Source organism: Hylemonella gracilis ATCC 19624, from assembly GCF_000211835.1.
Taxonomy (GTDB): domain Bacteria; phylum Pseudomonadota; class Gammaproteobacteria; order Burkholderiales; family Burkholderiaceae_C; genus Hylemonella; species Hylemonella gracilis.
In genome coordinates, this window is the sequence record NZ_AEGR01000109.1 from 16,717 (window position 1) to 39,204 (window position 22,488).

Sequence of the window (22,488 nt, forward strand, 5' to 3'; positions counted from 1 at the left end):
GGCATTCACATCTTCTCAGGGGCGCTCACGCCCAGCACGGCCAGGCCGTTGCGCAGCACTTGCGCGGTGGCGGCCACCAGGGCCAGGCGAGCACGCTTGACGGCCTCGTCGTCCACCAGAATGCGCTCGGCATCATAGTAGCTGTGGTAGCTGGAGGCGAGATCGCGCAGGTAAAAAGCCACATCGTGCGGGGCGAAATCACGCGCCGCTCCCGTCAGCATGTCGGGGTATTGGGCCAACTTGAGCATCAGCGTGTGCGCGGCTGACGTGTCCAGCGCAGTCAGGTCGGCGTCGCGCAGGGTCACCGGATCGCCGCCGTCCTTCTCGCGCCAGGCCGCCAACACGGAACAGATGCGCGCGTGCGCGTACTGCACGTAGTAAACCGGGTTGTCGTTGTTCTTCTGCACGGCCAGGTCGACGTCGAAGGTGTACTCTGTGTCGGGCTTGCGGCTAAGCAGGAAGAAGCGCACAGCGTCCTTGCTGGTCCATTCGATCAGGTCGCGCAGCGTGACGTAGCTGCCCGCGCGCTTGCTGATCTTCACCTCTTCGCCGCCGCGCACCACGCGCACCATGGTGTGCAGCACGTAGTCGGGATAGCCCTGCGGAATGCCGACGCCCGCCGCCTGCAAGCCGGCGCGCACGCGGGCAATGGTGCCGTGGTGGTCCGTGCCCTGGATGTTGACGACCTTCTGGAAACCGCGCTCCCACTTGCTGATGTGGTAGGCCACGTCCGGCACGAAGTAGGTGTACGTGCCGTCGCCCTTGCGCATGACGCGGTCCTTGTCATCGCCGTAGTCGGTGCTGCGCAGCCAGAGCGCGCCGTCTTGTTCGTAGGTCTTACCGGCGGCACGCAGCTTCTCGACCGCCGCGTCGACCCGACCGCTGGTGTAGAGGCTGGACTCGAGGTAGTAGTTATCGAAACGCAGGTTGAAGGCTTGCAAGTCCAGGTCCTGCTCGTGGCGCAGGTAAGCCACGGCGAACAGGCGCATGCCATCGAGGTCATCCACCTTGCCGCTGGCCGTGTAGCTGCGGTCATCGGCTTGCACGGTCTTGCCCGCCATGAAGTCGGCCGCGATGTCGGCGATGTAGTCACCGTTGTAGGCGCTCTCGGGCCAGCCCGCGTCGCCGGGCTTGAGGCCGCGCGCGCGTGCCTGCACGCTGACCGCGAGGGTCTGGATCTGCACCCCCGCGTCGTTGTAATAAAACTCTCGGTACACCTCCCAGCCCTGGGTGGCGTAGAGGTTGGAGATGGCGTCGCCCAGGGCGGCCTGGCGTCCATGGCCCACGTGCAGTGGCCCGGTCGGGTTGGCAGAGACGAACTCCACCATCATGCGCTGGCCCTTGGGCGTCTGGCGCCCATAGCGCTCACCCGCGCCCAGCACCTCGCGCACGATTTCCTGCTTGGCGGCGGGCTTGAGTCGGATGTTGATGAAGCCGGGGCCAGCGATTTCCACCGCATCGACCCAAATGGAAAAGGCGGGCATGGCCAGCAGCGCGCGGCGCAGATCCTCGGCGACCTGACGCGGAGGTTGTTTGAGCGGCTTGGCGATCTGCATGGCCGCGGTGGTGGCCAGATCGCCGTGTTCGGCCAACTTGGGAGATTCGAACGCGGCGCGGGCGCCCGCACCGGGCAACAACTGTTCCAGCACGATGGACAAGGTCTGGAGCAGCTCGTTTTTGACGGACAACATAGTGGGCCGATTCTACTGACCGGGCTCCACGCGCCCTGCTCGGGCAGCACGCCTGTGCCCAACGCACACCAAATTTACGCTTGGACGCAGAAAGCATGGAGGGTCGCCAAAGGGCACACAATCAAAACTGGCCGACCCTTACGGCGGAACGCCAAATGCCTATGCTGAGTCGCGGTTCTGAGCCCGTTCCCTCCCTGAGCGAGGTTCGAACCGCTTCTGTCCTTGACCCCCGCCGCGGCGCTCCTCCCATTCCTCCTCCAGCCCGGCGGGGATTTTTTGGGGCCCTCCTCGCTCAATCCAGCTTGCCCGCCGCCTGCTTGACGGCAGCGGTCAGCATCTGCGCCGAAGGCGATTCACGTGCCCAGTGCTGCCAGTACAGCGCGACATCCACCGTGGCGCCTGGCAGCAGTTCCTCGAAGGCGCCCTCGGCCTTGTCCCGCCGCGCCGCCAGGGTGTGCGCGGGCACCATGCCCCAGCCCAGGCCCAGGGCGATGGCCGTGTCGAAAGCTTCGACCGAGGGCGCGTAGTGGCGCGGGTAGGGTGGCTGGCGCAGGCCAAAGTGCTGCTCCAGGTAAGTGTCCTGCAGCGCGTCCTTGCGGTTGAAGATGATGGCGGGCTGCGCCAACAGCTGGTGGATGGACAGTCGTCCTTGACTGTCACGGCACTCGCGCGCCAGCGCGGGCGCGGCCACGCCGTGGTAGCGCAGCACGCCCAACGGTTCGGCCAGGCAGCCGCGCAGCGGCTCGGCCAGGGTGGTGACGCAGCCCAGCACGTCTCCGCTCTTGAGCGCGTCGTGCGTGTGGTCCTGGTCGTCGATCACGATGTCGAGCAGCAAGCGGTGGCGCGCCAGCACCGGCGCGACGCCGGGCAGGAACCAGCTCGCCACCGAGTCGGCGTTGATGGCCACCGGCAAGGTCTGCCAGGCGCGGCTGCCAGCGCCGCCGTCCACGCTGCCTGCGCCCTGCAAATTGGCCAGCAGGTCCGCCTCCATGGCCCGCACCTGCTTCACATGCGCCAGCAATGCCTGCCCCGCAGCGGTGGCGCGCACGGTCTTGCCGCGCACCAGCAGGCGGCGGCCCAGCTCGGCCTCCAGCGACTTGATGCGCAGGGAGATGGCCGCCAGCGTCAGGTGCAAGGCCTGAGCGGCCGGGCCAAAGCCGCCGTGTTCGACCACGGCGGCGAGGGCATCCAGTTGTTTCGCGTCCAGCATGGTCCGGTTCCGGGCAAGGCGGCCGAACGCCGCAAAAGATCAATTAATTCTTGAGTTTATCTAATTTAAATCAAAAGTATTAAACAAAACAAAGGCCACCGGCATACTGCCAGCCATCGTGTCCCCGACGCCCTGGCGCCGGTTTTTCTTCCAGGTGCTCTCATGTCTTTCGCCCTGCCTGTTTCCCCCGCCTTTCTGTCCGGCATGGTGCTGAGCCTGTCTCTCATCATGGCCATCGGCCCGCAGAACGCGCACGTGCTGCGCATGGGCCTGCAGCGGCAACACCTCGCGCTGACCGTCGCCGTCTGCGTGCTGGCCGACGTGGTGCTGATCGCGCTGGGCGTGGCGGGCCTGGCCCAGCTCGGTGGTTTGTCCGACAAGCTGCACGGGGCGCTGATCGGCGCGGGCGTGCTCTTCCTCGCGGTCTATGGCTGGCAAGCGCTGCGGCGCTTTCTGCGTCCAGCCCCAGTGAACCTGGAGGCGGCCAACCTCCAGCCCCCGACCATGACGCGCCGCCAAGCCGTGCTGTCCGCGCTGGCCTTTTCCTGGCTCAACCCGCACGCTTGGCTGGACACTGCGGTGCTGATCGGCACAGCTTCGCTGGCCTACGGCCTGGACGGCGGCCCCGGTCGCGCGGTCTTTGGCCTGGGCGCCGCCACCGGGTCGCTGCTCTGGTTCGCGGGTCTGGGCCTGGCCCTGTTCTGGCTCGGCCGGCGCTTGAACTCCGTGGCGGTCTGGCGCGCGCTGGATGGCCTGGTGGCGCTGATGATGTGGGGCACGGCGCTGTGGCTGGTGCTCAGCCTGTTCTGATGGCCTGAACGTGACCGGACTGTGCCCCGGTTGCGGTGCGACATCGGCCACCGCCACGGGGGGCCGCGCTGGCGAGCAGCCACCGACTCTCGCAAGGGCTTAGCCCGCCACGGAAAAGGCCGCATGCGCACAATGCCGCGCATGCGCCGCCGACTCCTCATCAGCTCCGCCTTGACTGCTGCTGCCAGCGTGGCCGCGCCCGCGCTGGCCTCACCTGCGCGCACGCGTTTGCCCCGCATGACGGAAGGCCCGTTTTATCCGCCTCGCAGCTGGCGCGCCGACAGCGCCCTCTGGCCCGACCAGGACGCCGACCTCACCACCGTGCGCCGCAAGGACGGCGTGTCGCGCGCGCAAGGCGAGGGGCTGGGACTGGAAGCCCAGGTGCTGGACAGCGCGGGCCGCGCCATCGATGGCGCTGAGATCGAGATCTGGCAATGCGACACGCTCGCCGCCTACCGCCACCCCAGCGTGCCCGCCACCACTGGCCGGTTTGACCCCGGCTTCCAGGGGTACGGCGCCACCGTCAGCGGCAAAGGCGGCGAATTGCGCTTTCGCACCATCCGCCCCGTGGCCTACCCCGGGCGCACGCCCCACATCCACCTCAAGATCACGCACACCAGTTTCGGCACGCTGACAACGCAGCTCTTCGTCGCGGGTGATCCGGGCAACGCAGGTGATTTCCTCTGGCGCCAGCTCGATGCGGCGGCGCGCCAGGCTGCGGCGATGCAGCTGCAGCCCGCACCGGAGGCCAGCGGCCTGCGCTGGCTGGCGCGGCACCCGCTGATCGTGCCCGCCTGAGAGGGCAGCACCACCCGACCCATCCCCGCAGCGCGGCGCACCGCTGCATCGCAGCATTGCCGCTGGCGGCCTGTCATGGCGAAGCGCTAGACTCCCGCCCCGGGTATCCATCCCGGATGCCCCCAGCATCCATTCCTTGAGACAACAGACACCATGAAAAAACTGCTCTCCCTGCTCGCCCTCGGTCTGGCCCTGAGCTTCGGCACCGCCGCTCAGGCCCAGGACGCCGCCGCCACCTGCGCAGCCCAGTCCGCCGAGAAGAAACTGGCCGGTGCCGCCAAGACCAGCTTCGAGAAGAAGTGCGTGGCCGACCAGCAAGCCGCCGCCGAAGCCAATGCCAACGCGGTCTGCGAAAAGTCCGCCGCCGACAAGAAGCTGGCGGGCGCCGCGAAGACCAGCCATGTGAAGAAGTGCTTGGCCGACCAGCAAGCCGCCCCCGCGAAGAAGTAAGCGTTCCGCTGCCTCTCACGGCACAAACCCCGGCCGCGTGAGCGGTCGGGGTTTGTTTTTTTGGGCGCGCGCCGAGACCTGGGGCCGGTTCACGCTCAACAAGCCCTCGCTCAGCGGCGCGACTGCCAGAACGCGGGCTGGCCGTAGTGGTGCTTGAGGAAGTCCAGCCACAGGCGCAGGCGCAGCGGCAGATGCTTGCGCTGCGGAAAGACCACGTAGATGCCGTTGGGCGGCGCGGCGTAGTCTTCCAGCACCGGTACCAGGCGGCCCGCGCTCACGTCTTCCTCCACCTCCCAGGTGCTGCGCCAGGCAATGCCGTAACCGGCCAGGCACCAGTCGTGCAGCACCTGCCCGTCGGAACAATCCAGTGGCCCTTGGGGGCGGTAGTAGATGAGTTCTCCTTCGGCCTGCGCCCCGTTCACGAGCGGCGTGTCCGACAGGCCCGCGCCCGCGAGGTCTGCGCCTGCCAAGCCCGTGCCAGTGAGGTCTGCGTTCAGAACTGTCTCGCCCTCCGGCCTGTCCAGAAGCTCCTCCTGATGCAGTCCCTGGGCTTTGCGTGGAACGCGGAACGCCCAGCCCCGCGTCTGCGAGGCCTCGCTGGACAGCACCAGGCAATCGAAACGCGCCAGGTCCTGCGGCGTCTGCGGCGTGCCGTGGCGCTTCAGGTATTCCGGCGTGGCGACGCAGAGCCGCCGGTTGTCCGCCAGGCGCACGCTGACCAGGGATGAATCCGGCAGATCGCCCACGCGCACGGCGCAGTCGTAACCCTCGCGCGCCATGTCCACCACCCGGTCGCTCAGGTTGAGCGAGATCGTCACGTCGGTGTGCAGCTCACGAAAGCGCGGCACCAGGGGCGCCACATGCCGGCGCCCGAAACCCGCCGGGGCCGTCACGCGCAAATGACCGCTGGCCTTCACGCCCCCCGCCGACACCCCGGCCTCGGCATTGGCGATGTCGGCCAGCAGGCGCTGGCAATCCTCCAGAAAGGCGCTGCCCTCGTGCGTGAGCGAGAGCCTTCGTGTGGTGCGCAGCAGCAGCTTGACGCCCAGGCGTTCTTCCAGCGCGTCCAGCCGACGCCCCATGATGGCCGGCGCCACACCCTCGGCCCGGGCCGCCGCCGTCAGGCTGCCGCGCGTGGCCACCGCCACGAAAGATTCCATCTGCTTGAGTTTGTCCATGCCCGCCTCAGTCCCGCTTCGCGCTCAACACGCCTGATTCGATACTTTTTGTTCCGAATATCGAGATTATTTATTGGTTAATGGATTACGAAGTATCAAATACAGTTCGTCATCCCAAAAAAGGCGCTCCCTGCGCGCTGCGCCCTGTCCACCCCCTTTCTGTCTTTGCCCCCTGGAGGTCCGCCATGACGACGCCCGCCCCCGAATTCACCCGTGTCCACGGCCTGCAGGTCGCGACCGCGCTGCACCGTTTCGTTGAACAGAAAGTGCTGCCCGGCACGGGCGTGGAAAGCGCCAAGTTCTGGGCCGGTTTCGACGCCATCGCGCGCGACCTCGGCCCCAAGAACGCGGCCTTGCTGAGGAAGCGCGACCGCCTGCAAGCAGAGCTGGATGCCTGGCACAAAGCCAACCCCGGGCCCATCACGGCCGGGAAAAACATGAAGGCCTACCAAGCCTTCCTGGAAAAAATCGGCTACCTCGTGCCCGCGCCCAAGGACGTGCACTGCGACACGACCAACGTCGACGCCGAACTGGCCGTGCAAGCCGGCCCGCAACTCGTGGTGCCCATCCTGAACGCGCGCTACGCGCTCAACGCGGCCAACGCACGCTGGGGCTCGCTCTATGACGCGCTCTACGGCACGGACGCGCTGCCCGAGGACGGCCCCGGCTACAAGGGCGCCACCAAGACCGGCCCGGACGGCCAGGGCTACAACCCGGTGCGCGGCGCCAAGGTGATCGAGTACGCGCGCCATGTGCTGGACCGCGTGGCCCCGCTGGCCGCAGCGCAAGGCAAGCCCGCGTCGCACGTGGGCTCCAAGGGCTATGCCGTGCTGGGCGGCAAGCTGATCGTCACGCTGAAGGACGGCCGGCAGGCCACGCTGGCCGAGACGGGCAAGTTCATCGGTTATCAGGGCAGCGCCGCCGCGCCCAGCGCCATCCTGCTGCGCAACAACGGCATCCACATCGAGATCCAGATCGACCGCAGCACGCCCATCGGCAAGACCGACCCGGCGGGCGTGAGCGACCTGCTGGTCGAGGCCGCGCTCTCGACCATCCTCGACCTGGAAGACTCCGTGGCCGTGGTGGACGCCGAAGACAAGGTGCTGGCCTACGAGAACTGGCTGGGCATCCTCAAGGGCACGCTGACCGAAACGGTCAACAAAGGCGGCAAGAGCTTCACGCGCCGCCTCAACGCCGACCGCGTCTACCAGGGCGCGAACGGCGAAGAGATCAAGCTGCACGGCCGCAGCCTGCTCTTCGTGCGCAATGTGGGCCACCTGATGACGCACCCGGCCATGCGCTACGCCGATGGCAGCGACATGCACGAAGGCATCATGGACGCGGTCATCACCACGGCCATTGCGCTGCACGACCTGCAAGGCCTCACCAAGAACGGCATCCGCAACTCGCGCACCGGCAGCATCTACATCGTCAAGCCCAAGATGCACGGCCCCGAGGAAGCCGCCTTCGCTTCCGAGCTATTCGCCCGTGTCGAGACCCTGCTGGGTCTGCCCGAGAACACGGTGAAGCTGGGCATCATGGACGAAGAGCGCCGCACCAGCGTCAACCTCAAGGCCTGCATCGCCGCCGCCAAGAGCCGCGTGGCCTTCATCAACACCGGCTTCCTCGATCGCACGGGCGACGAGATGCACACCGCCATGCACGCCGGCCCCATGATCCGCAAGGCCGCGATGAAGGGCACCGCCTGGATCGACGCCTACGAAAAACTCAATGTGCTGGTCGGGCTGGCCACCGGCCTCAAGGGCCGCGCACAGATCGGCAAGGGCATGTGGGCCATGCCCGACCTGATGGCCGCCATGCTCAAGCAGAAGATCGTGCACCCGCTGGCCGGTGCCAACACCGCCTGGGTGCCCAGCCCCACCGCCGCCACCCTGCACGCGCTGCACTACCACCAGGTCAACGTGGCCGCTATTCAAGACCAACTGGAAAAGCAAGCTCAGGCCAAGAACTTCAAGCAGACCGAAGCCAAGGAACTGGCCCGCCTGCTGACCGTGCCCGTGGCCGGCAAGCCCGGCATGAAGGCCCCCTGGACCGCCACCGAGATCCAGCAGGAAATCGACAACAACTGCCAGGGTATCCTGGGCTACGTGGTGCGCTGGATCGACCAGGGCGTGGGCTGCTCCAAGGTGCCCGACATCCACAACATCGGCCTGATGGAAGACCGCGCCACCCTGCGCATCAGCAGCCAGCACATCGCCAACTGGCTGCTGCACGGCGTGGTGACCGAGAACCAAGTGCGCGCCGCGTTTGAACGCATGGCCGCCGTGGTGGACGAGCAGAACAAGAGTGACCCGCTCTACAAGCCCATGGCCGGCAACTTTGAAACGTCCATGGCCTACAAGGCCGCGACCGACCTGGTGTTCAAGGGCCTGGAACAGCCCAACGGCTACACCGAGCCACTGCTGCATGCGTGGCGCTTGAAGGTCAAGGCCGCGGCCTGATCCCACAAGAAGCGACCTGAGGAGAAAACGGCGCCCGCGGGCGCCGTTTTTTTGCACCTCGCCAACGTGAAGCGTACGCGCGCCCCTGGGTCATACTCGCCGTTGGCGCCCCTTCGGGCGCAGCGGCAACAAGGAACGAGCGTGCAATCTGCCAGTGAAACATGGTTCGACGAGGTCTATTACCAACGCTACTACTTCGACAAGAAGACCCGCGTGGTGGACCCCAGCCATCTTGAGCGGCTGGGCACCTTTGTGTGCAGCTACCTCAAGTACCTGCGCGTGCCGGTGCGGCGCGTGCTGGATGTGGGCTGTGGCGTCGGCCTGTGGCGCGACGTGGTGGCCCGGCACTACCCTGAAGCGCATTACCACGGCGTGGAGTACAGCGAGTACCTGTGCGCGCGCTACGGCTGGGAGCGCGGCTCCGTGGTTGACTACCGCAGCACCGAGCCTTTTGACCTGGTGATCTGCCAGGGCGTGCTGCCCTACCTGAGCGCCGCCGACCTCAAGCTGGCGCTGCACAACCTCGCCACGCTGAGCCGCGGCGCCTTGTACCTGGAGGCCGTGACGCGCGAGGACTATGAGCGCGACATCGTCGACGACACGCTGACCGACCCGCGCCTGTTTCGCCACCGCGCCCAGCTCTACCGGCGCGGCCTGCTCGAAGGGTTCACCGAGCTGGGCGGCGGCGTCTGGCTCAGTCGACAGACCACGACGCCGCTGTTTGAACTGGAATACGCGAGCGGGCGCTGAGCGCGGCGGCCTGACGATGACGGCCGCTGCGTGATGCCGCGACACGGAATGCCGCGCGCTACAGTGCGCGCATGAAGCCAGCACGTTCATCCGCCTCTGCCTCATCGCGCACCGCGTCTTCCTCCAAATCACCGCTGCGCCTGCCGCGCCTGGACGCTCTGCGCGGCGCGGCCTTGTTGTGGATGGCAGCGTTCCACGTCTGCTTTGACCTGGCCTACTTCGGCTGGCTGCAAGCCGACTTCTACCGCGACCCGTTCTGGACCACGCAGCGCACGCTGATCGTCAGCCTCTTCCTGCTGTGCGCGGGCCTGGGGCAGGCGCTGGCCCACACACAAAACATCGGCTGGCCGCGCTTCTGGAAACGCTGGGCGCAGATCGCAGGCTGCGCGCTGCTCGTGTCTCTGGGGTCATGGTTCATGTTCCCGGGCAGCTACATCAGCTTCGGCGTGCTGCACGGCATGGCCGTGATGCTGCTGATCCTGCGCTGGGTCGGGCCGCGCCTGCGGCCCTGGCACTGCGCCCTGCTCGGCCTGCTGGCCGTCCTGCTGCCGCATTTCGTGCAGCACCCCTTCTTTGACACGCGCTGGACCAACTGGCTGGGCCTGGTGACGCGCAAACCCATCACCGAAGACTACGTGCCCGTCCTGCCCTGGCTGGGCGTGATGCTCTGGGGTTACGGGCTGGGTCGTTGGCTGCTGGCGCGCACGCAGGGCAAGCGCACCGCGCCGATCCTCGGCGGCGCGGTGCCTAAAGGACTGACCCCGCTGGCGCTGCTGGGGCGCTGGTCCTTGAGCTTTTACATGCTGCACCAGCCGGTGTTGATGGGGGTGATGCTGGGGGTGGCGGCGGTGTGGGGCCGGTGAAGAGAGGGCAGTCCCGGCCCGTGAGTAAAACAGCGCGGTGCTGACTCAGCCCTCACAAACCGCCTGCGTCAAAAGCGGCGGCCGCAGGATTTTCCTTGCGCATGCTGCCCGCGCTTGGCAGTGGCATTTGCAGCAAAGCGGCGACATCCAGAACACCCGATCCGTAGTTGCCCTTCTCTTCACCAGACCACTTCCCCGGTTTCGCGCTTTTCATCGCCAAGTATTTGAACGCCTTGGGAATTTGCCAGAGCCCCGTCTGCGCGTACTTGTCATGGAGTGCGTCAACACCATGCCAAGCCAGCCACAACGCCGCCGCGCCGGAACAGCACGCTGTTGCATGGGAAGTGCCATGTCCGCTTTCCGCGGCCATGCTTGCTGGGGTCACGCCACCCGGTTTCCACGGCTCGGCACGAACGTGTCGAATGCCGTCCGCCGGGCCGCAGAGATCCACGTACGGGCCCTTGGCAGCGCGGCGCCATGGCTTGAGTCGAGGACCGACACCGCCCAGGGTGACGCATCGATTCAAACGGCCCGGGTAAATGACTTCCCCCCAACCCTGGCCTGCGGCACAGACCACGATCAACCCTTTTTCATACGCGATATCGAGTGCCGTGGACAAATGGTCCGATGGAAATAGCGCACCAAGAGAAATATTGACGACGTGACACTGCTGCTCTATCGCCAGAATCACCGCGTCATGAACGTGCTCCTTGACATGGTCAATGATGACTGAATCGGTCACGCGGAATGGGATGATCTGCGCGCCAGGCGCCACGCCATAGAAAGGGCCGCCTTGCGCGGTCGGGTCGTACCCCGCAATCGTTGCGCTGATGCGAGTCCCGTGCCCTGGAAATCCAGGCAGAAATGGATCACGTGGACCATCCGTGTCTTTGAGGCCATCCAGGAGATCAGCGCCTTCGTTTGGAAAGACCGTCCCGCTGGATCCCCCGCTCCATCCCAAGGCTTTGTGCTCTGTGTACCCCGTATCGATGTGGGCGATGCGCACATCTTTCCACGGGAGCGCATTTGCAAACTTCTCTTGCCCGGCGAACATGCGCCAGGCTGCAACGGCATTGACCCCTCTTTCATCAATGTGCCAGTCGTAAGGTCCAGCAAAAGACCCCGGCAGAAATCCCAAAGACTTGTCTTCCAATTGCTCTGGTATTTGCCCGGGTATCAACTGCGACAAGGCTGCTGATGGCGCGTCAACATGCACGCCGCTTGTCATCCACTCAACATACTCTTTCAATGAAAGAACGCCAACGGATGCAGCGCCCCAGGATGAGAGTTTTTTGATCCATTCATCCGGCGCAGCGAGGCCCAGTTTCGCTCGCACGATCTGCTCCACGCCATGCGGTATCAAAAACTGCTTCGAAGAAACCACTCCCTCCAAGGCAGAGAGTGTGTCTGAGGACTCTAGAACCGCTTGCAATTGCTGGTGAAACTCACGCTGTTTCATCGTGTCGTCCGACAAAGTCACCGTGGTGATTTGGCTTTCCGACAGGCTACTGAATTGGTCATTCATGACAAGAACCTCCAGCGGCAATCAACGACCTTGCGTCCTCACACCCTGAACACCTTCATCACCTCATCCCCTAAATGGTTGATGACCTTCACGGCGATGCGCCCACTGCTCGGCTTGTCGAAGGGGCGGGACACGTCGCTGTTGAGCGAATCCCAGGCTTCCTGGTTGATTTCAGCCTTGAGTGTGGTCTTGAGCGACTTGTAGGGATCGTTGGCGCCGAGGAAGTAGGCGTGGCGGACGAAGAAACTTTCTTCGTTGTAGTCGGTGTCGATGAACCAGCAGGCGATGCCGTCGGCGCCGTCGCTGCGCACTTCGCCTGTGCTGGGGTCGAACACGTCCACGCCGTTGACCTTGACTTTCAGTTCGCCGGTGGCCCGCTCACCGGCCTTGAACGGCTGGTCGGTGGCGGCATCCAGGATGGTGATGTCTGGCTCGCCAAAGATCACGAAGAGGTTGCCCTTGCCCGTGTTCTTCAGGTCTTCGGCCATGTGCAGGTCGGCGTTCATGCGCGCCTTCAGCACGGGGATGCGACCCAGCTTCTCGAACTCGCTGCTGTGCGCGTCGTAGTTGAAGGCGCAAGCCACCAGCACGTCAAAACCGGCGTCACCCGCCTCCTTGGCTGCGCTCACCAGATCAGGCCGCGAGACGGTGCCAAACTCGGGGCCGATGAAGATGGCAGCGCGCTTTTCGGCGCCGCCTTCACCTTCGGTGTAGCGGCCTTCACCACACACATAACTGCCCGGCCAGGGCGTGAGGGCGGTGAAACTGATGCGGTCCTGCTTGTGCGCCTGCTGCACGCCCGCCGTGCGCAGGTTTTCCAGGATGATGGCGGCGAAGTCGCGTACGCTGGTGCCGCCGTAGCCGGCTTCGGGTTCGGCGGCTTTATTGCCGTCCATCACATCGCCGTTTTCGTCCACACCCAGGGTGCGGTGGGGCGAGAGGCTTTCCACGGTGAAGGGGCCGGCCACGCGCACCTTCTTCTTGTCCTCGTACGGCTTGTCGTAGAGAAATTCGAACTCGGCCTTGGCTGCAATCGAGGCGTCGATTTCCTTTTGCCGGGCGATGCGCTGCGCCCACCAGTCGGCGTGCAGCTTCCTGATTTCTTGTACGCGTGCGTTGCGGTCCACCGGTGTTGTCGTGACCCGTTGCTGGAAGCCACTGGTCAACCAGGTGGGAATATGAGGCTCGATGTCGCGAGGCACCTCCCACTCCTGCCATTGCTGCTCGGTCAATTCGTTGAGTTTGAAGCGCAGCGGTTCCAGCACAGCTTGGAACTTTTCCCAGATCACGTCGATCTCGATGTTGTTGGCAATATCTCCCGAAGTTGTGTTTGTGACATGCTCATAGACGAATCCAAGCCTCACATCGCTGCGCACGGGGGAAGACGCAGGCGCTCGTTGCGTTACCTCAGCAACCTTTAGTTGGCCTTCGCGGCTGTCTGCAAGCAGATAGTAGGGGTAGCGGGCACCCATGATGCGGGCGCGAGCCAAGGCAAGTGCAACACGTGAGGTATCGATAGTGATCCAGCGACGCCCCCATTGCTCGGCAACGTAGGCCGTCGTTCCTGATCCGCAAGTAATGTCAAGAACAAGGTCACCTGGGTCAGTCGCCAAAAGCAAGCATCGTTGTACGACACGTTCATTTGTCTGGACAACGTAGATTTGATTCGACGCGCCTCCGAAGCCATCCCACCAATTCGAAATTTCGCGTATTGATGGCTGCGGTGAGTGCCGAACAAACCGCACGTCCGTGTTTTGAGGATGAAGTCGATCTGCTCGCCCGAGCCGCTCCATACCTGGCGTGCTTCCATCGTCTTCAATCACCGTGTGCTTCCAACACTGCCCTGGTTTGATCGGGAAAGTACGCCCGCGGAACTTGAAGTCATGTGACTGCTGCCGCCGATTTCCTCCACTCTTCAGCGGATTAGCGGCAAATAACTTCGAGGCCGGATACCGCCTTTCGAGAGCGGCGAGATCATCGCTGTACTTAAATCCATCCAGCTCTTCGAGCTCAGTCAATCGAAGCCTTCGGCCATCGCTTAACTCAATGAAAGGGAAATCCTCAAGAAGCTCGAATTGGCTACGCACCTCATAGATAGGTCGAATCTTGAGTTGGTTCGATGATTTCTTTTGCTTGCCATACCAAAGAATGAAGTCATTTACAGGGTCCAATGTTCCGCCCTTCTGGCTCCCTTTTTTCTTCACCAGAATCTCAGTAATACAGTTCTCATCCCCAAACACCTCATCCATCACCGCCCGCACCCGGTGCACGTTCTCATCCCCGATCTGCACAAAGATCGAGCCGCTGTCGGTCAGCAGATCGCGCGCCACGGTCAGGCGGTCGCGCAGGTAGGTGAGGTAGGAGTGGATGCCATCGCGCCAGGTATCGCGGAAGGCTTTGACCTGCTCGGGCTCGCGGGTGATGTGACCGGCGTTGCCGTCTTTCACGTCCCGGCTGGTGGTGCTCCACTGGAAGTTGCTGTTGAATTTGATGCCGTAGGGCGGGTCGAAGTAGATGCATTGCACCTTGCCACGCAGACCCTCGCGCTCGGCCAGGCTGGCCATGACGGCCAGGCTGTCGCCCAGGATCATGCGGTTGGCCCAGTGGGCGTCGTGCTGGTAGAACTCGGTCTTGGCCTCGTTGCTGGGCAGGCCGTTGAAGTCGGCAAACAAATCCGCCACGAACCCCTGCTGCTGGGTGGCGGCCGCGGCCTGGGCCGCCTCGGTCTGGCGCTTCAGGTCGTCGATCAGCACCTTGGGGTGGACTTTTTCCTGGATGTAGAGCGGCGGGGCATGGACGACCAGATCGCTCCAGTCCTGCACGTCCTTGCCGCGCCAGACGAGCTGCGGGTCCAGGTCCTGGTTGCGGCGCTCGTAGGCCACGCGGATGGGGGCCTTGTCCTCGTCGCGCAGGATGCTCTGGTATTCCGCCGTGGGAATGTTCTTGCGCGTGGCGTCGTCGTGCTTGAGGGTTTCGACCTGAAGCGGTGCTTTGGGTTTGCGGGTGGCCATTTCAGATCTGCGTGGAGTTGTTTGAGTTGCGGCCCGGGTGAAGGTTGCATGCGACATGTTCAACAGCCAACGCTTCTCCACAGGAATGTAGATGCTTGGAAAGGAACGACCACCTGATTGGGTGATCGATCGTCGCTCCTTGCTGCTGCAGCGGCAATTCCTCGTCCATACGTTCACGAAGTCTGTCGACCAGGCCTGCAATGTTCTGGCTCAGAAAATAGGCAATCAGCAAGCCACGCCCCTCACGCCCCGTCGTATACCTGACGAGCAATTGCTCCAAGCCATCGAAGTGCTTCTGAGGCCCGTCATAAATCTTGGCTTCTCCCAGCCGCTTGCGCATTGGATAGGAGTGATCCGCAACAATGGTCATATCGACGTGACCATTGGAATTTGCTTCTTGTGTGACTGTCAGCCCTGGAATCGACAGGGCCATTGCAAGCACACCGGTCAGCCCCACTTCGCCAAGCCCTGCAAAATTCCTGCTGTTCGCTTCAAGCCCTGCAATCGCTTGCGCCAAGAGAACATCGAGGGCGGCATCAAACTCCTCGTCGTTCCTGGCTGTCAGGAGGGCCAAATACTCGGGCGCTTTTCTCTGCAAAGCTTCCACATATCCTGCAACACTGTCGACTCTATTCACCACGAGGCCCCCCCTTTCCCACGCTCGGCTTCCATCGCATACTTACAGTGGAAGCCCATTGATCCCATTCTTCGTCCGACAACGTCTTTTTCCTGTGCCAGGCCGTGAGTTTGTCAATGAACTCTTTCAGTGGAACCGGCGTATTGGTCGACTGCGCAACCAGCCCCAAAGCAAGTGTGCCAGCGCCTTGTCTTGTGAGCGCTGCCAGGACCGCAAGCACATCCCCCTCTGAACAACCAACGGTTTGCGAAATGCGCCGCAAATCACTGATCCGTAATTCATGGTTATCGGTCTTAGAGAGAATGCTCCAGATGGCTTGGTTCACACCGGTGGGAATCGGAAGTGCACCGAAACTTTGTTGAATTAGTGCACTGGATCGATTGCGCAACATCTCCAGTTCAGAGGATATTCCTTCGGACAACTGGTCAACTATCCTGGCAAGTTCGGCTTTCAATTTCTCAGCCAAGTCTTGCTCCATCGCATAGACCTCGCTGAATTCGGCAAACGCCCAGCGGCCATGGGTGCCCAGGGCGTTGACGCCGGGCAGCCAATAGACCTGCATCGTCTCTTTCTTGACCTTGGCGTCTTCGCCCCGATAGCCCTTGATTTCGACAATGAGGTTCAGCGGTTTGTCCGGCCCATGGCCATCGTCCACACGCAAAATGAAATCCGGCCGGTAACGGCGTGCCTCGCCCGCCATGAGGTAGGGCACTTCAAAACCAAGGTTGTGGTTCTTCACATAGGCCAGCACTTGAGGGTGGGCCTCGGCGACGCGGCAGAACTCGGCCTCCCAGTCGCTGTCGGTGATGATCCAGTTGAGGTGGCACTTGGGGCCACCCACCGACATCCCACTCGTGTCCCAGCGCGTCGTCTTGGAAGTGTTGAAGTTCACATAACGAGTCGTGCCCACCGGGTTGTACGGGTCAAGCAGGGCACGAATGCGGCTGTCACCCGCCTCGATGTGCGCCCGATTGATGGCTGCCGTGATCTTCTCGCAGGCCATATCGGCCAACTGAAAGTACATCAGCTGGGCTGGGAAGGTATTGCCCAGGCAGACAAGGTGCTGGTCCAACCACTCCTTGGCAATGCGCCTGAGTTGACCGAAGAGGTGCAGCTTCAACTCACCATTGGGATCGCGGTACTGGGTGCTGAGCAGATGCTTGGTGAGGTGCATGAGCAGCGTGGGCTGTCGCATACCTTCTAGATGACTCAGATCCAGATCAACACCTTCCCCGATGATCCCGGCGTTGTGTACGCGGGACGGCCCCACCAGCTCAGGCGTGAGTCTGAGCATGGAGTCTTCCGTGAAATGCGCGGTGATGCGCTCTTCGGGCAACTCCACCCGATAACCCTCCACGCGAGGGAACCGTATTTCCAGATGCTCCCGATCAGGTTTGACAGCCTTGACCTGCACCGTGTCGCGCGGCGGTTGCGGCGGGGCGACGACCGGCTCAGCGTTGAAGTTGAAGGGGATGCCGAGCACATCGGCGTATTCGACGTTGAACAGCCCCTCGTCATTGAGGTCGTAAGACTGACGGCGCAAGGCGCGGCCAATCACCTGTTCACACAGCAACTGGGTGCCGAAGGCACGCACGCCCAAGACATGCGTCACGTTGTTGGCGTCCCACCCCTCGGTGAGCATGGAGACGGAGACCACGCAGCGGATGGATTCGCCCAGCCTGCCGGGTTTGCCCACCGTGTTCATCACTTCGCGGAGGATGGCCGCGTCGTCCAGTTCCTTGCCGCTCTTCAACTCATCGGCCAGTTTGCCGCCGCGTTCCAAGATTTCATGACGAAACTGCTCAATCTCCGGCCCCGCCATGGCACGGAAGTTGTCATCCAAGGCCTCACCGGATTCCAGTTGCGTGCTATCAATCAGAAGTGTCCGCGGACGCGGCAGTGGCCGGTTCGCATCGTCATAGTTGCGGAACAGGCTCAAGCGACCGTTGACCACAGTGGGGGTGCCGTCGGCGTTCTGGCGCTGAAAGCCAGATATGTAGTCGTAGACCAGCTTGGATGTGGACGTGTTGTTGCACACCACGATGAAGCAAGGGGGCACGGTGATGCCCGCCTTGCTCCACAACTCGTAAGTCAGTTGGTAGTGGCCGTACAGAGCTTCCAGCGCGGTCTGCAGGCGGGTGGGCAACTTGAGCGGGTCCAGCCCCTCGGACTTGCCCCGGCCCTTTTTGGGCATGTCCTTGCGAATGTTTTCCCAAAGGTTGCGGAACACCGGCAGATCATCCTTGCTGGCACCGGGCAGATTGTCGGCAACGGGCACGCGGGGTAGTTTGACAATGCCGCATTCGATGGCATCCATGAGGGAGAAGTCGCTCATGGTCCAGGGGAAAAGAGTGCCCTCCACATAACCCGATCCGCGCAGGAAGAAGGGCGTGGCCGAGAGGTCCATGACACGCGTGACGCTCAGCTTGCGGTTCACGGCTTCCAAACCGGAAATCCACAGGCGAGCGGCTTCGTTGTTCTCCTCGGCTTCTTTCTTCTCGTCGCCAGAAAGTTCCTCGTCCGTCTCGGCGACTTCCGCCTTAGGCTTTTCGCGGTAGCAGTGATGGGCCTCGTCGTTGATGACCATGACGCTGGACAAGCCCATGAGTTCAGGCATGACACGTTGCAGCATCTGGCCCTCGGTCTCCAGCGTATTGAGCTCTTCACCACCTCGGCCTTGCAACAGCAGGCGCCCGCCCTTGGACAACTCCATGCGCTCGCGCAACTTGAAGGCGTGGTAGTTGGTGATGACGATCTTGGCTTTGCCCAGGTCGGCCATCATGTCACTGGGCACGAGTTCGCGGCTGGCGTAGTAGCTATTCGGGTCATGCGGCTGCAGGACTTGCAGCCGATCCTTGATGGTGAGTCCCGGAGCCACCACCAGGAATCCGCGCGTGAACTTCTTGCTGGTGGGGCGCCGCACGGCGTTGACGGTCTGCCAGGCGATGAGCATGGCCATGACCGTGGTCTTGCCGGCACCGGTGGCCAGCTTGAGCGCGAGTCGCATCAAACCTGGGTTGGCGTCGGCGTTGGCGCCTTGCAGATGGTCTAGAAAGGTCTGCCCGGCCTTCCCCCGGTTGGGGGCGACTTCGGTCAGCCAAATCGCGGTTTCCACCGCCTCCACCTGGCAGAAGAAGGGCCGCACCCCGCTGAATGGATGGCTCCGCCAGTGCTGGAGCAGGCGGGCGGTTTCGGGCGTCACACCCCAATCGGCGGGATTGGGAATGGCGCGCCATTTGTCCACTTCGGCTCGCACGCCGTTGATGATGGCCGAGTGATATTGCTGATGCTCATCCGAAACCTCGCTGCCCAGCCCAAGCTCGGTCTGCTGGGCCTGGCCCTTCAGCTTTTTGGGTTTGGGAATGGGGGTGATGAACTCAGCCCTACGCCGGGAATCCTTGATGCGCTGGGTAGGTTGCCCACTGGCGTCCAACTCCCAATGCCGCCCAGGATAGGCGTACGGCGAGTTGAGGATGGGCTTGTTGAAGAATTCTGACGACACGCGAATTTGACTCCCTTAAAGTTTGCCGCCACCCCGGACGCCAAATGAGATCGTTTGTTTTGTTTTCCATTCTAAGTAAACGACCTACGTTTACTCCCCAAACAACCCTCTGAGTTTCTGCGCCACTTCCGATTCCTCGCCGCTACCTCCCTTGCCGTCACTCCTCCCCATCGCCACCTCCTTCGGATACTCCTCCGCAATCCGGTCCTCCCAATACGTGGTCGGGTTCGGCGCGCTGCACAGCCGGCGGAAGACTTCCTTCGGCACTTGTTTGTAGACCAGCACCGTCTTGTCGTCGCGGTGCAGGTCCAGTTGCTGGCTGGTGTCGTCGTAATCGGCCCGTCGGATGCGGCCGCTGGTGAAGGTGCGGGTGTGCAGGGTCATGAGGTGTGTAGGGGTTTAGATGTCGAGCGCAAGCTGTGCGGTGCTGAAAGGGGCTGTATCGGACTTGGCCGCCATTCTCCGCCGCCATGGCAAACTCTCGCCCCACCATGGCCCGCCGTGACGACGAACCACACCGCCCCCCGCAGGCGCGGATCGGCCGCGGCGGCGCAACCGAGGCTTGCACATGAGCACCACCCCAACGACCCCACGCCCGGCCACGCTGGCCGAGATGCAAGCCCATTACGGCGAGAACTACCGCTGGCGCTTGCTGCTGGCCGTGATGATCGGGACGATGGCGTCCATCATGTCGTCCACCATCATCAACGTGGCGATTCCTGATCTGAGCCACCACTTCCACCTGGGGCAGGAGCGCGCGCAATGGGCCAGCTCGGGTTTCATGATCGCGACCACGGTGTCCATGCTGTGCACGCCCTGGCTGCTCTCGGCGTTCGGTTACCGGCGCACCTACGTGGTCGCGATGGTGATGCTGCTGGGCGGAGGCGTGGTGGGCGGCTTGTCCAACACCTTTGAGCTGGTGCTGGCCTCGCGCGTGGTGGAAGGCATCGCGGCGGGCGTGGTGCAGCCGATTCCACCCATCATCATCATGCGTGCTTTCGCGCCGCACGAACGCGGGCGAGCGGGCGGCATCTTCGGCATGGGCGTGGTGCTGGCGCCGGCCATTGGCCCCAGCATCGGCGGCTTGTTGGTCAGCGGCTTCGGCTGGCGTTCCATCTTCTTCATGGTCGTGCCCTTCTGCATCGCGGCGCTGTGGTTGGCCTACCGTTACGTGCCCGTCTCGGCGCCGGGCGGCGTGGCGCCGGACCGGCACGGCAACCGGCTGGATTGGCCGGGACTGCTGGTGTCGGGCGTGGGCACGGTGGCGCTGATCAACGGCATGGTGGCGCTGCATGGCACGGACCACACCCAGGCCTGGACGCTGCTGGGCCTGGCCGCGGTCTGCCTGAGTGTCTTTTGGGCTTGGCAGCACCGGCAGGTGCGGAGCGCCGCGCAGGGGGACGCCGTGGGTAGCGCGACAGGTAGCGCAACGGGGGCCACAACGGGCGGCGCGGGTGGCGGCAAGGGCGGTGGCCAACCGCTGATGCACCCGGCGTTGTTCAGTTCACGCTCTTTCGCGGCGGGCAGCCTGGTGGCCTTCATCTACGGCACGGCCTTGTTCGGTTCCACCTACTTGCTGCCGCTCTACATCCAGATGGCGCAGGGCCTGTCGGCGGCCTACGTGGGCACCATCATGCTGCCGGCAGGTCTGGTGCTGGCGGTGACGATTCCGCTGGCGGGGCGCCTGTCGGACCGCGTGCCGATTCGCGTGCTGATCTGCGCGGGTCTGGGCCTGCTGGCGGCGTCTTTCGCGCTGATGCTCACGCTGGGCATGGGCGCGGCCATCTTCTCGCTGGTGACTTGGGCGGTGCTGGGGCGCATTGGCCTGGGCTTCATCCTGCCCTCGCTGAACAACGGCGCCATGTCCGGGCTGGAGCCCAAGCTGATCTCGCAGGCGTCCAGCGCCATCAACTTCATCCGCATGCTGGGCGGCTCCATCGGCGTCAGCTTGTGCGGCATCGTGCTGGAGTGGCGCATCGCCGTGCACGGCGACAGCCTCAAGCAGGCGGGCAGCAGCCCGGCCCGGCTGGCGGCGTTCGACGAAGCCTTTCTGATGCTGGCCCTGCTCTGCGTGGTGGCCATGGTGGCGGCCTGGCGCATGAAGAGCACGCCGCGCCCGGCCGCACCCCCGCCCACACCCACCTCGCCATCTGGCGCGAACTGAGACCGAGACCCGTCCGCCATGTGCCAGCTCTTGGGGATGAATTGCATCGCGCCCACGGACGTGATGTTCAGCTTTTCCGGCTTCGCCGAGCGCGGCGGGCGCACCGACCACCACAAGGACGGCTGGGGCATCGCCTTCTTCGAAGACAAGGGCGTGCGCCATTTCGTGGACCATCAAGCCGCGGCCGAATCGCCCGTGGCCGAGCTGATCCGCCGTTACCCCATCAAGAGTCGCAACGTCATCGCCCACATCCGCAAGGCCACCCAGGGCGCGGTGACGCTGCAAAACTGCCACCCCTTCGTGCGCGAGCTGTGGGGCCGCTACTGGGTGTTCGCCCATAACGGGGACCTGAAGGACTACGCGCCGCGCCTGCACGGCGGCTTTCGCCCGGTGGGCGAGACCGACAGCGAGCGCGCCTTTTGCTGGCTGATGCAGGAACTGGCCAAGGCGCACGCCACCGTGCCCAGCGTGGCCGACCTCACCCTGACCCTGGGCGAGCTGGTGCCGCGCATCGCGCGCCACGGCGTCTTCAACTTCCTGTTCAGCAACGGCGAAGCGCTCTGGGCGCATGCCTCGACCAAGCTTTGCTACGCGCTGCGCCAGCACCCTTTCGGGCGCGTGACGCTGAGCGACGACGACCTGAGCCTGAACCTGGCCGAGCTGACCACGCCGGCCGACCGGGTGGCCGTGGTGGCGACCACGCCGCTGACCCAGGACGAAACCTGGATACCCCTGACCCCAGGCGAATTGAAAGTGTTCGTGGACGGCGCACCGGTGTGAAGACGGCCGTTTTCGCTTTCATAATTCACCCCCATGGCTACACCCCAAGAATCCGCGCCGGATTCGGACTTCCAAGATTCCCTGCCCACGCTGCCGAACTGGCATGAAGGCGCGCAACTGCGCGCGGTGCGCGCCAATGGGCGCTTTCTGCTGACACACCCGGCCCACGTGCTGGCGCTGGGCCTGGGCTCGGGCTTGTCGCCCAAGGCGCCCGGCACGGTGGGCACGCTCTGGGCCTGGGCGGCCTTCCTGGTGCTGCAGCCCTGGATGACCGAGGCCCGCTGGGCCCTGCTGCTGGCGATTGCCTTGCCGGTGGCTTGGTGGGCGGGCGCGCTCACGGCCAAGCACCTGCACAACAGCGACCCGCGCTGCGTGGTCATCGACGAGATCGTGGCCTTCTGGCTGGTGCTGTGGCTACTGATGCCCGCCAACATCTGGGAACAACTGGCGGCCTTCGGGCTGTTCCGCTTCTTCGACGCGGTCAAGCCCGGCCCCGTGGGCTGGGCCGACCGCCTGTACGAGCACCTCAAGCCCGCGCGGGCGCGCTGGGGCTGGACCAAGGTGGGCTGGGGCATCCTGCTCGACGACCTGGTGGCGGCCTTCTGCACGCTGATGCTGTTGGCGCTCTGGCGTTACTTTTTCTGAACGGCTGAACGC

The 22,488-nt window shown here is 63.9% G+C and carries 17 protein-coding genes; 9 read left to right on the forward strand and 8 right to left on the reverse strand.

The features are described 5' to 3' along the window. Window positions 1–5 precede the first annotated feature (5 nt). Together argS and argP are read right to left on the reverse strand one after the other, a co-directional pair. Window positions 6–1,691: an arginine--tRNA ligase gene (gene argS, locus HGR_RS15980; RefSeq protein ID WP_006299415.1), complete on the reverse strand. Its 1,686-nt coding sequence runs from the start codon at window positions 1,689–1,691 to the stop codon at window positions 6–8. Window positions 1,692–1,983: 292 nt separating this feature from the next. Continuing rightward, window positions 1,984–2,901, reverse strand: a complete 918-nt coding sequence (gene argP, locus HGR_RS15985; protein ID WP_006299416.1) for an HTH-type transcriptional regulator ArgP — start codon at window positions 2,899–2,901, stop codon at window positions 1,984–1,986. Window positions 2,902–3,063: 162 nt separating this feature from the next. On the opposite strand from argP, the gene HGR_RS15990 reads away from it, so the two are divergent. The 3 genes from HGR_RS15990 (at window position 3,064) to HGR_RS16000 (ending at window position 4,959) form a co-directional block, all read left to right on the forward strand. Beyond that, the gene (locus HGR_RS15990; protein WP_006299417.1) at window positions 3,064–3,711 is read left to right on the forward strand and encodes a LysE/ArgO family amino acid transporter; all 648 of its coding nucleotides are present in this window, start codon (window positions 3,064–3,066) and stop codon (window positions 3,709–3,711) included. 141 nt (window positions 3,712–3,852) lie between these two features. After that, window positions 3,853–4,509, forward strand: a complete 657-nt coding sequence (locus HGR_RS15995; protein WP_138922573.1) for a dioxygenase family protein — start codon at window positions 3,853–3,855, stop codon at window positions 4,507–4,509. A gap of 153 nt (window positions 4,510–4,662) precedes the next feature. Next, window positions 4,663–4,959, forward strand: coding sequence for a hypothetical protein (locus tag HGR_RS16000; RefSeq protein ID WP_006299419.1), 297 nt, complete (start codon window positions 4,663–4,665; stop codon window positions 4,957–4,959). 110 nt (window positions 4,960–5,069) lie between these two features. Here HGR_RS16000 and HGR_RS16005 read toward each other — a convergent pair whose 3' ends face one another. Continuing rightward, window positions 5,070–6,137, reverse strand: a complete 1,068-nt coding sequence (locus HGR_RS16005) for a LysR family transcriptional regulator (RefSeq protein WP_006299426.1) — start codon at window positions 6,135–6,137, stop codon at window positions 5,070–5,072. A 185-nt stretch (window positions 6,138–6,322) separates the two neighbouring features. Here HGR_RS16005 and HGR_RS16010 point away from each other — a divergent pair, with 185 nt between their 5' ends. The 3 genes from HGR_RS16010 to HGR_RS16020 all read left to right on the forward strand — a co-directional run bounded on the left by HGR_RS16010 (window position 6,323) and on the right by HGR_RS16020 (window position 10,212). After that, the gene (locus HGR_RS16010; protein WP_006299427.1) at window positions 6,323–8,599 is read left to right on the forward strand and encodes a malate synthase G; all 2,277 of its coding nucleotides are present in this window, start codon (window positions 6,323–6,325) and stop codon (window positions 8,597–8,599) included. Between the two features lie 141 nt (window positions 8,600–8,740). After that, complete coding sequence (locus HGR_RS16015; protein WP_006299428.1) at window positions 8,741–9,349, forward strand: class I SAM-dependent methyltransferase; 609 nt, start codon at window positions 8,741–8,743, stop codon at window positions 9,347–9,349. 71 nt (window positions 9,350–9,420) lie between these two features. Continuing rightward, entirely contained in the window at window positions 9,421–10,212 is a 792-nt protein-coding gene (locus tag HGR_RS16020; protein ID WP_006299429.1) for a DUF1624 domain-containing protein, read from the forward strand. Window positions 10,213–10,264: 52 nt separating this feature from the next. Here HGR_RS16020 and HGR_RS16925 read toward each other — a convergent pair whose 3' ends face one another. The 5 genes from HGR_RS16925 to HGR_RS16045 all read right to left on the reverse strand — a co-directional run bounded on the left by HGR_RS16925 (window position 10,265) and on the right by HGR_RS16045 (window position 19,271). Next, window positions 10,265–11,737 carry a S8 family peptidase gene (locus tag HGR_RS16925; RefSeq protein WP_006299430.1) on the reverse strand — a complete coding sequence of 491 codons (1,473 nt, stop codon included), beginning with the start codon at window positions 11,735–11,737 and terminating at the stop codon, window positions 10,265–10,267. 38 nt (window positions 11,738–11,775) lie between these two features. Beyond that, window positions 11,776–14,748 carry a site-specific DNA-methyltransferase gene (locus HGR_RS16030; RefSeq protein ID WP_006299431.1) on the reverse strand — a complete coding sequence of 991 codons (2,973 nt, stop codon included), beginning with the start codon at window positions 14,746–14,748 and terminating at the stop codon, window positions 11,776–11,778. Between the two features lies 1 nt (window position 14,749). Further along, window positions 14,750–15,355: a hypothetical protein gene (locus tag HGR_RS16035; protein WP_138922574.1), complete on the reverse strand. Its 606-nt coding sequence runs from the start codon at window positions 15,353–15,355 to the stop codon at window positions 14,750–14,752. 22 nt (window positions 15,356–15,377) lie between these two features. Beyond that, entirely contained in the window at window positions 15,378–18,887 is a 3,510-nt protein-coding gene (locus tag HGR_RS16040) for a BPTD_3080 family restriction endonuclease (RefSeq protein WP_006299433.1), read from the reverse strand. A 90-nt stretch (window positions 18,888–18,977) separates the two neighbouring features. Then, entirely contained in the window at window positions 18,978–19,271 is a 294-nt protein-coding gene (locus HGR_RS16045; RefSeq protein ID WP_006299434.1) for a KTSC domain-containing protein, read from the reverse strand. 184 nt (window positions 19,272–19,455) lie between these two features. Here HGR_RS16045 and HGR_RS16050 point away from each other — a divergent pair, with 184 nt between their 5' ends. Genes HGR_RS16050 through HGR_RS16060 form a run of 3 tightly spaced genes read left to right on the forward strand, consistent with a single transcriptional unit; the run spans window position 19,456 to window position 22,476 of the window. Next, window positions 19,456–21,051, forward strand: coding sequence for an MFS transporter (locus HGR_RS16050; RefSeq protein WP_006299435.1), 1,596 nt, complete (start codon window positions 19,456–19,458; stop codon window positions 21,049–21,051). Between the two features lie 18 nt (window positions 21,052–21,069). After that, window positions 21,070–21,831, forward strand: a complete 762-nt coding sequence (locus HGR_RS16055; RefSeq protein WP_006299436.1) for a class II glutamine amidotransferase — start codon at window positions 21,070–21,072, stop codon at window positions 21,829–21,831. Window positions 21,832–21,864: 33 nt separating this feature from the next. Beyond that, complete coding sequence (locus HGR_RS16060; protein ID WP_006299437.1) at window positions 21,865–22,476, forward strand: phosphatidylglycerophosphatase A family protein; 612 nt, start codon at window positions 21,865–21,867, stop codon at window positions 22,474–22,476. Window positions 22,477–22,488 lie beyond the last annotated feature (12 nt).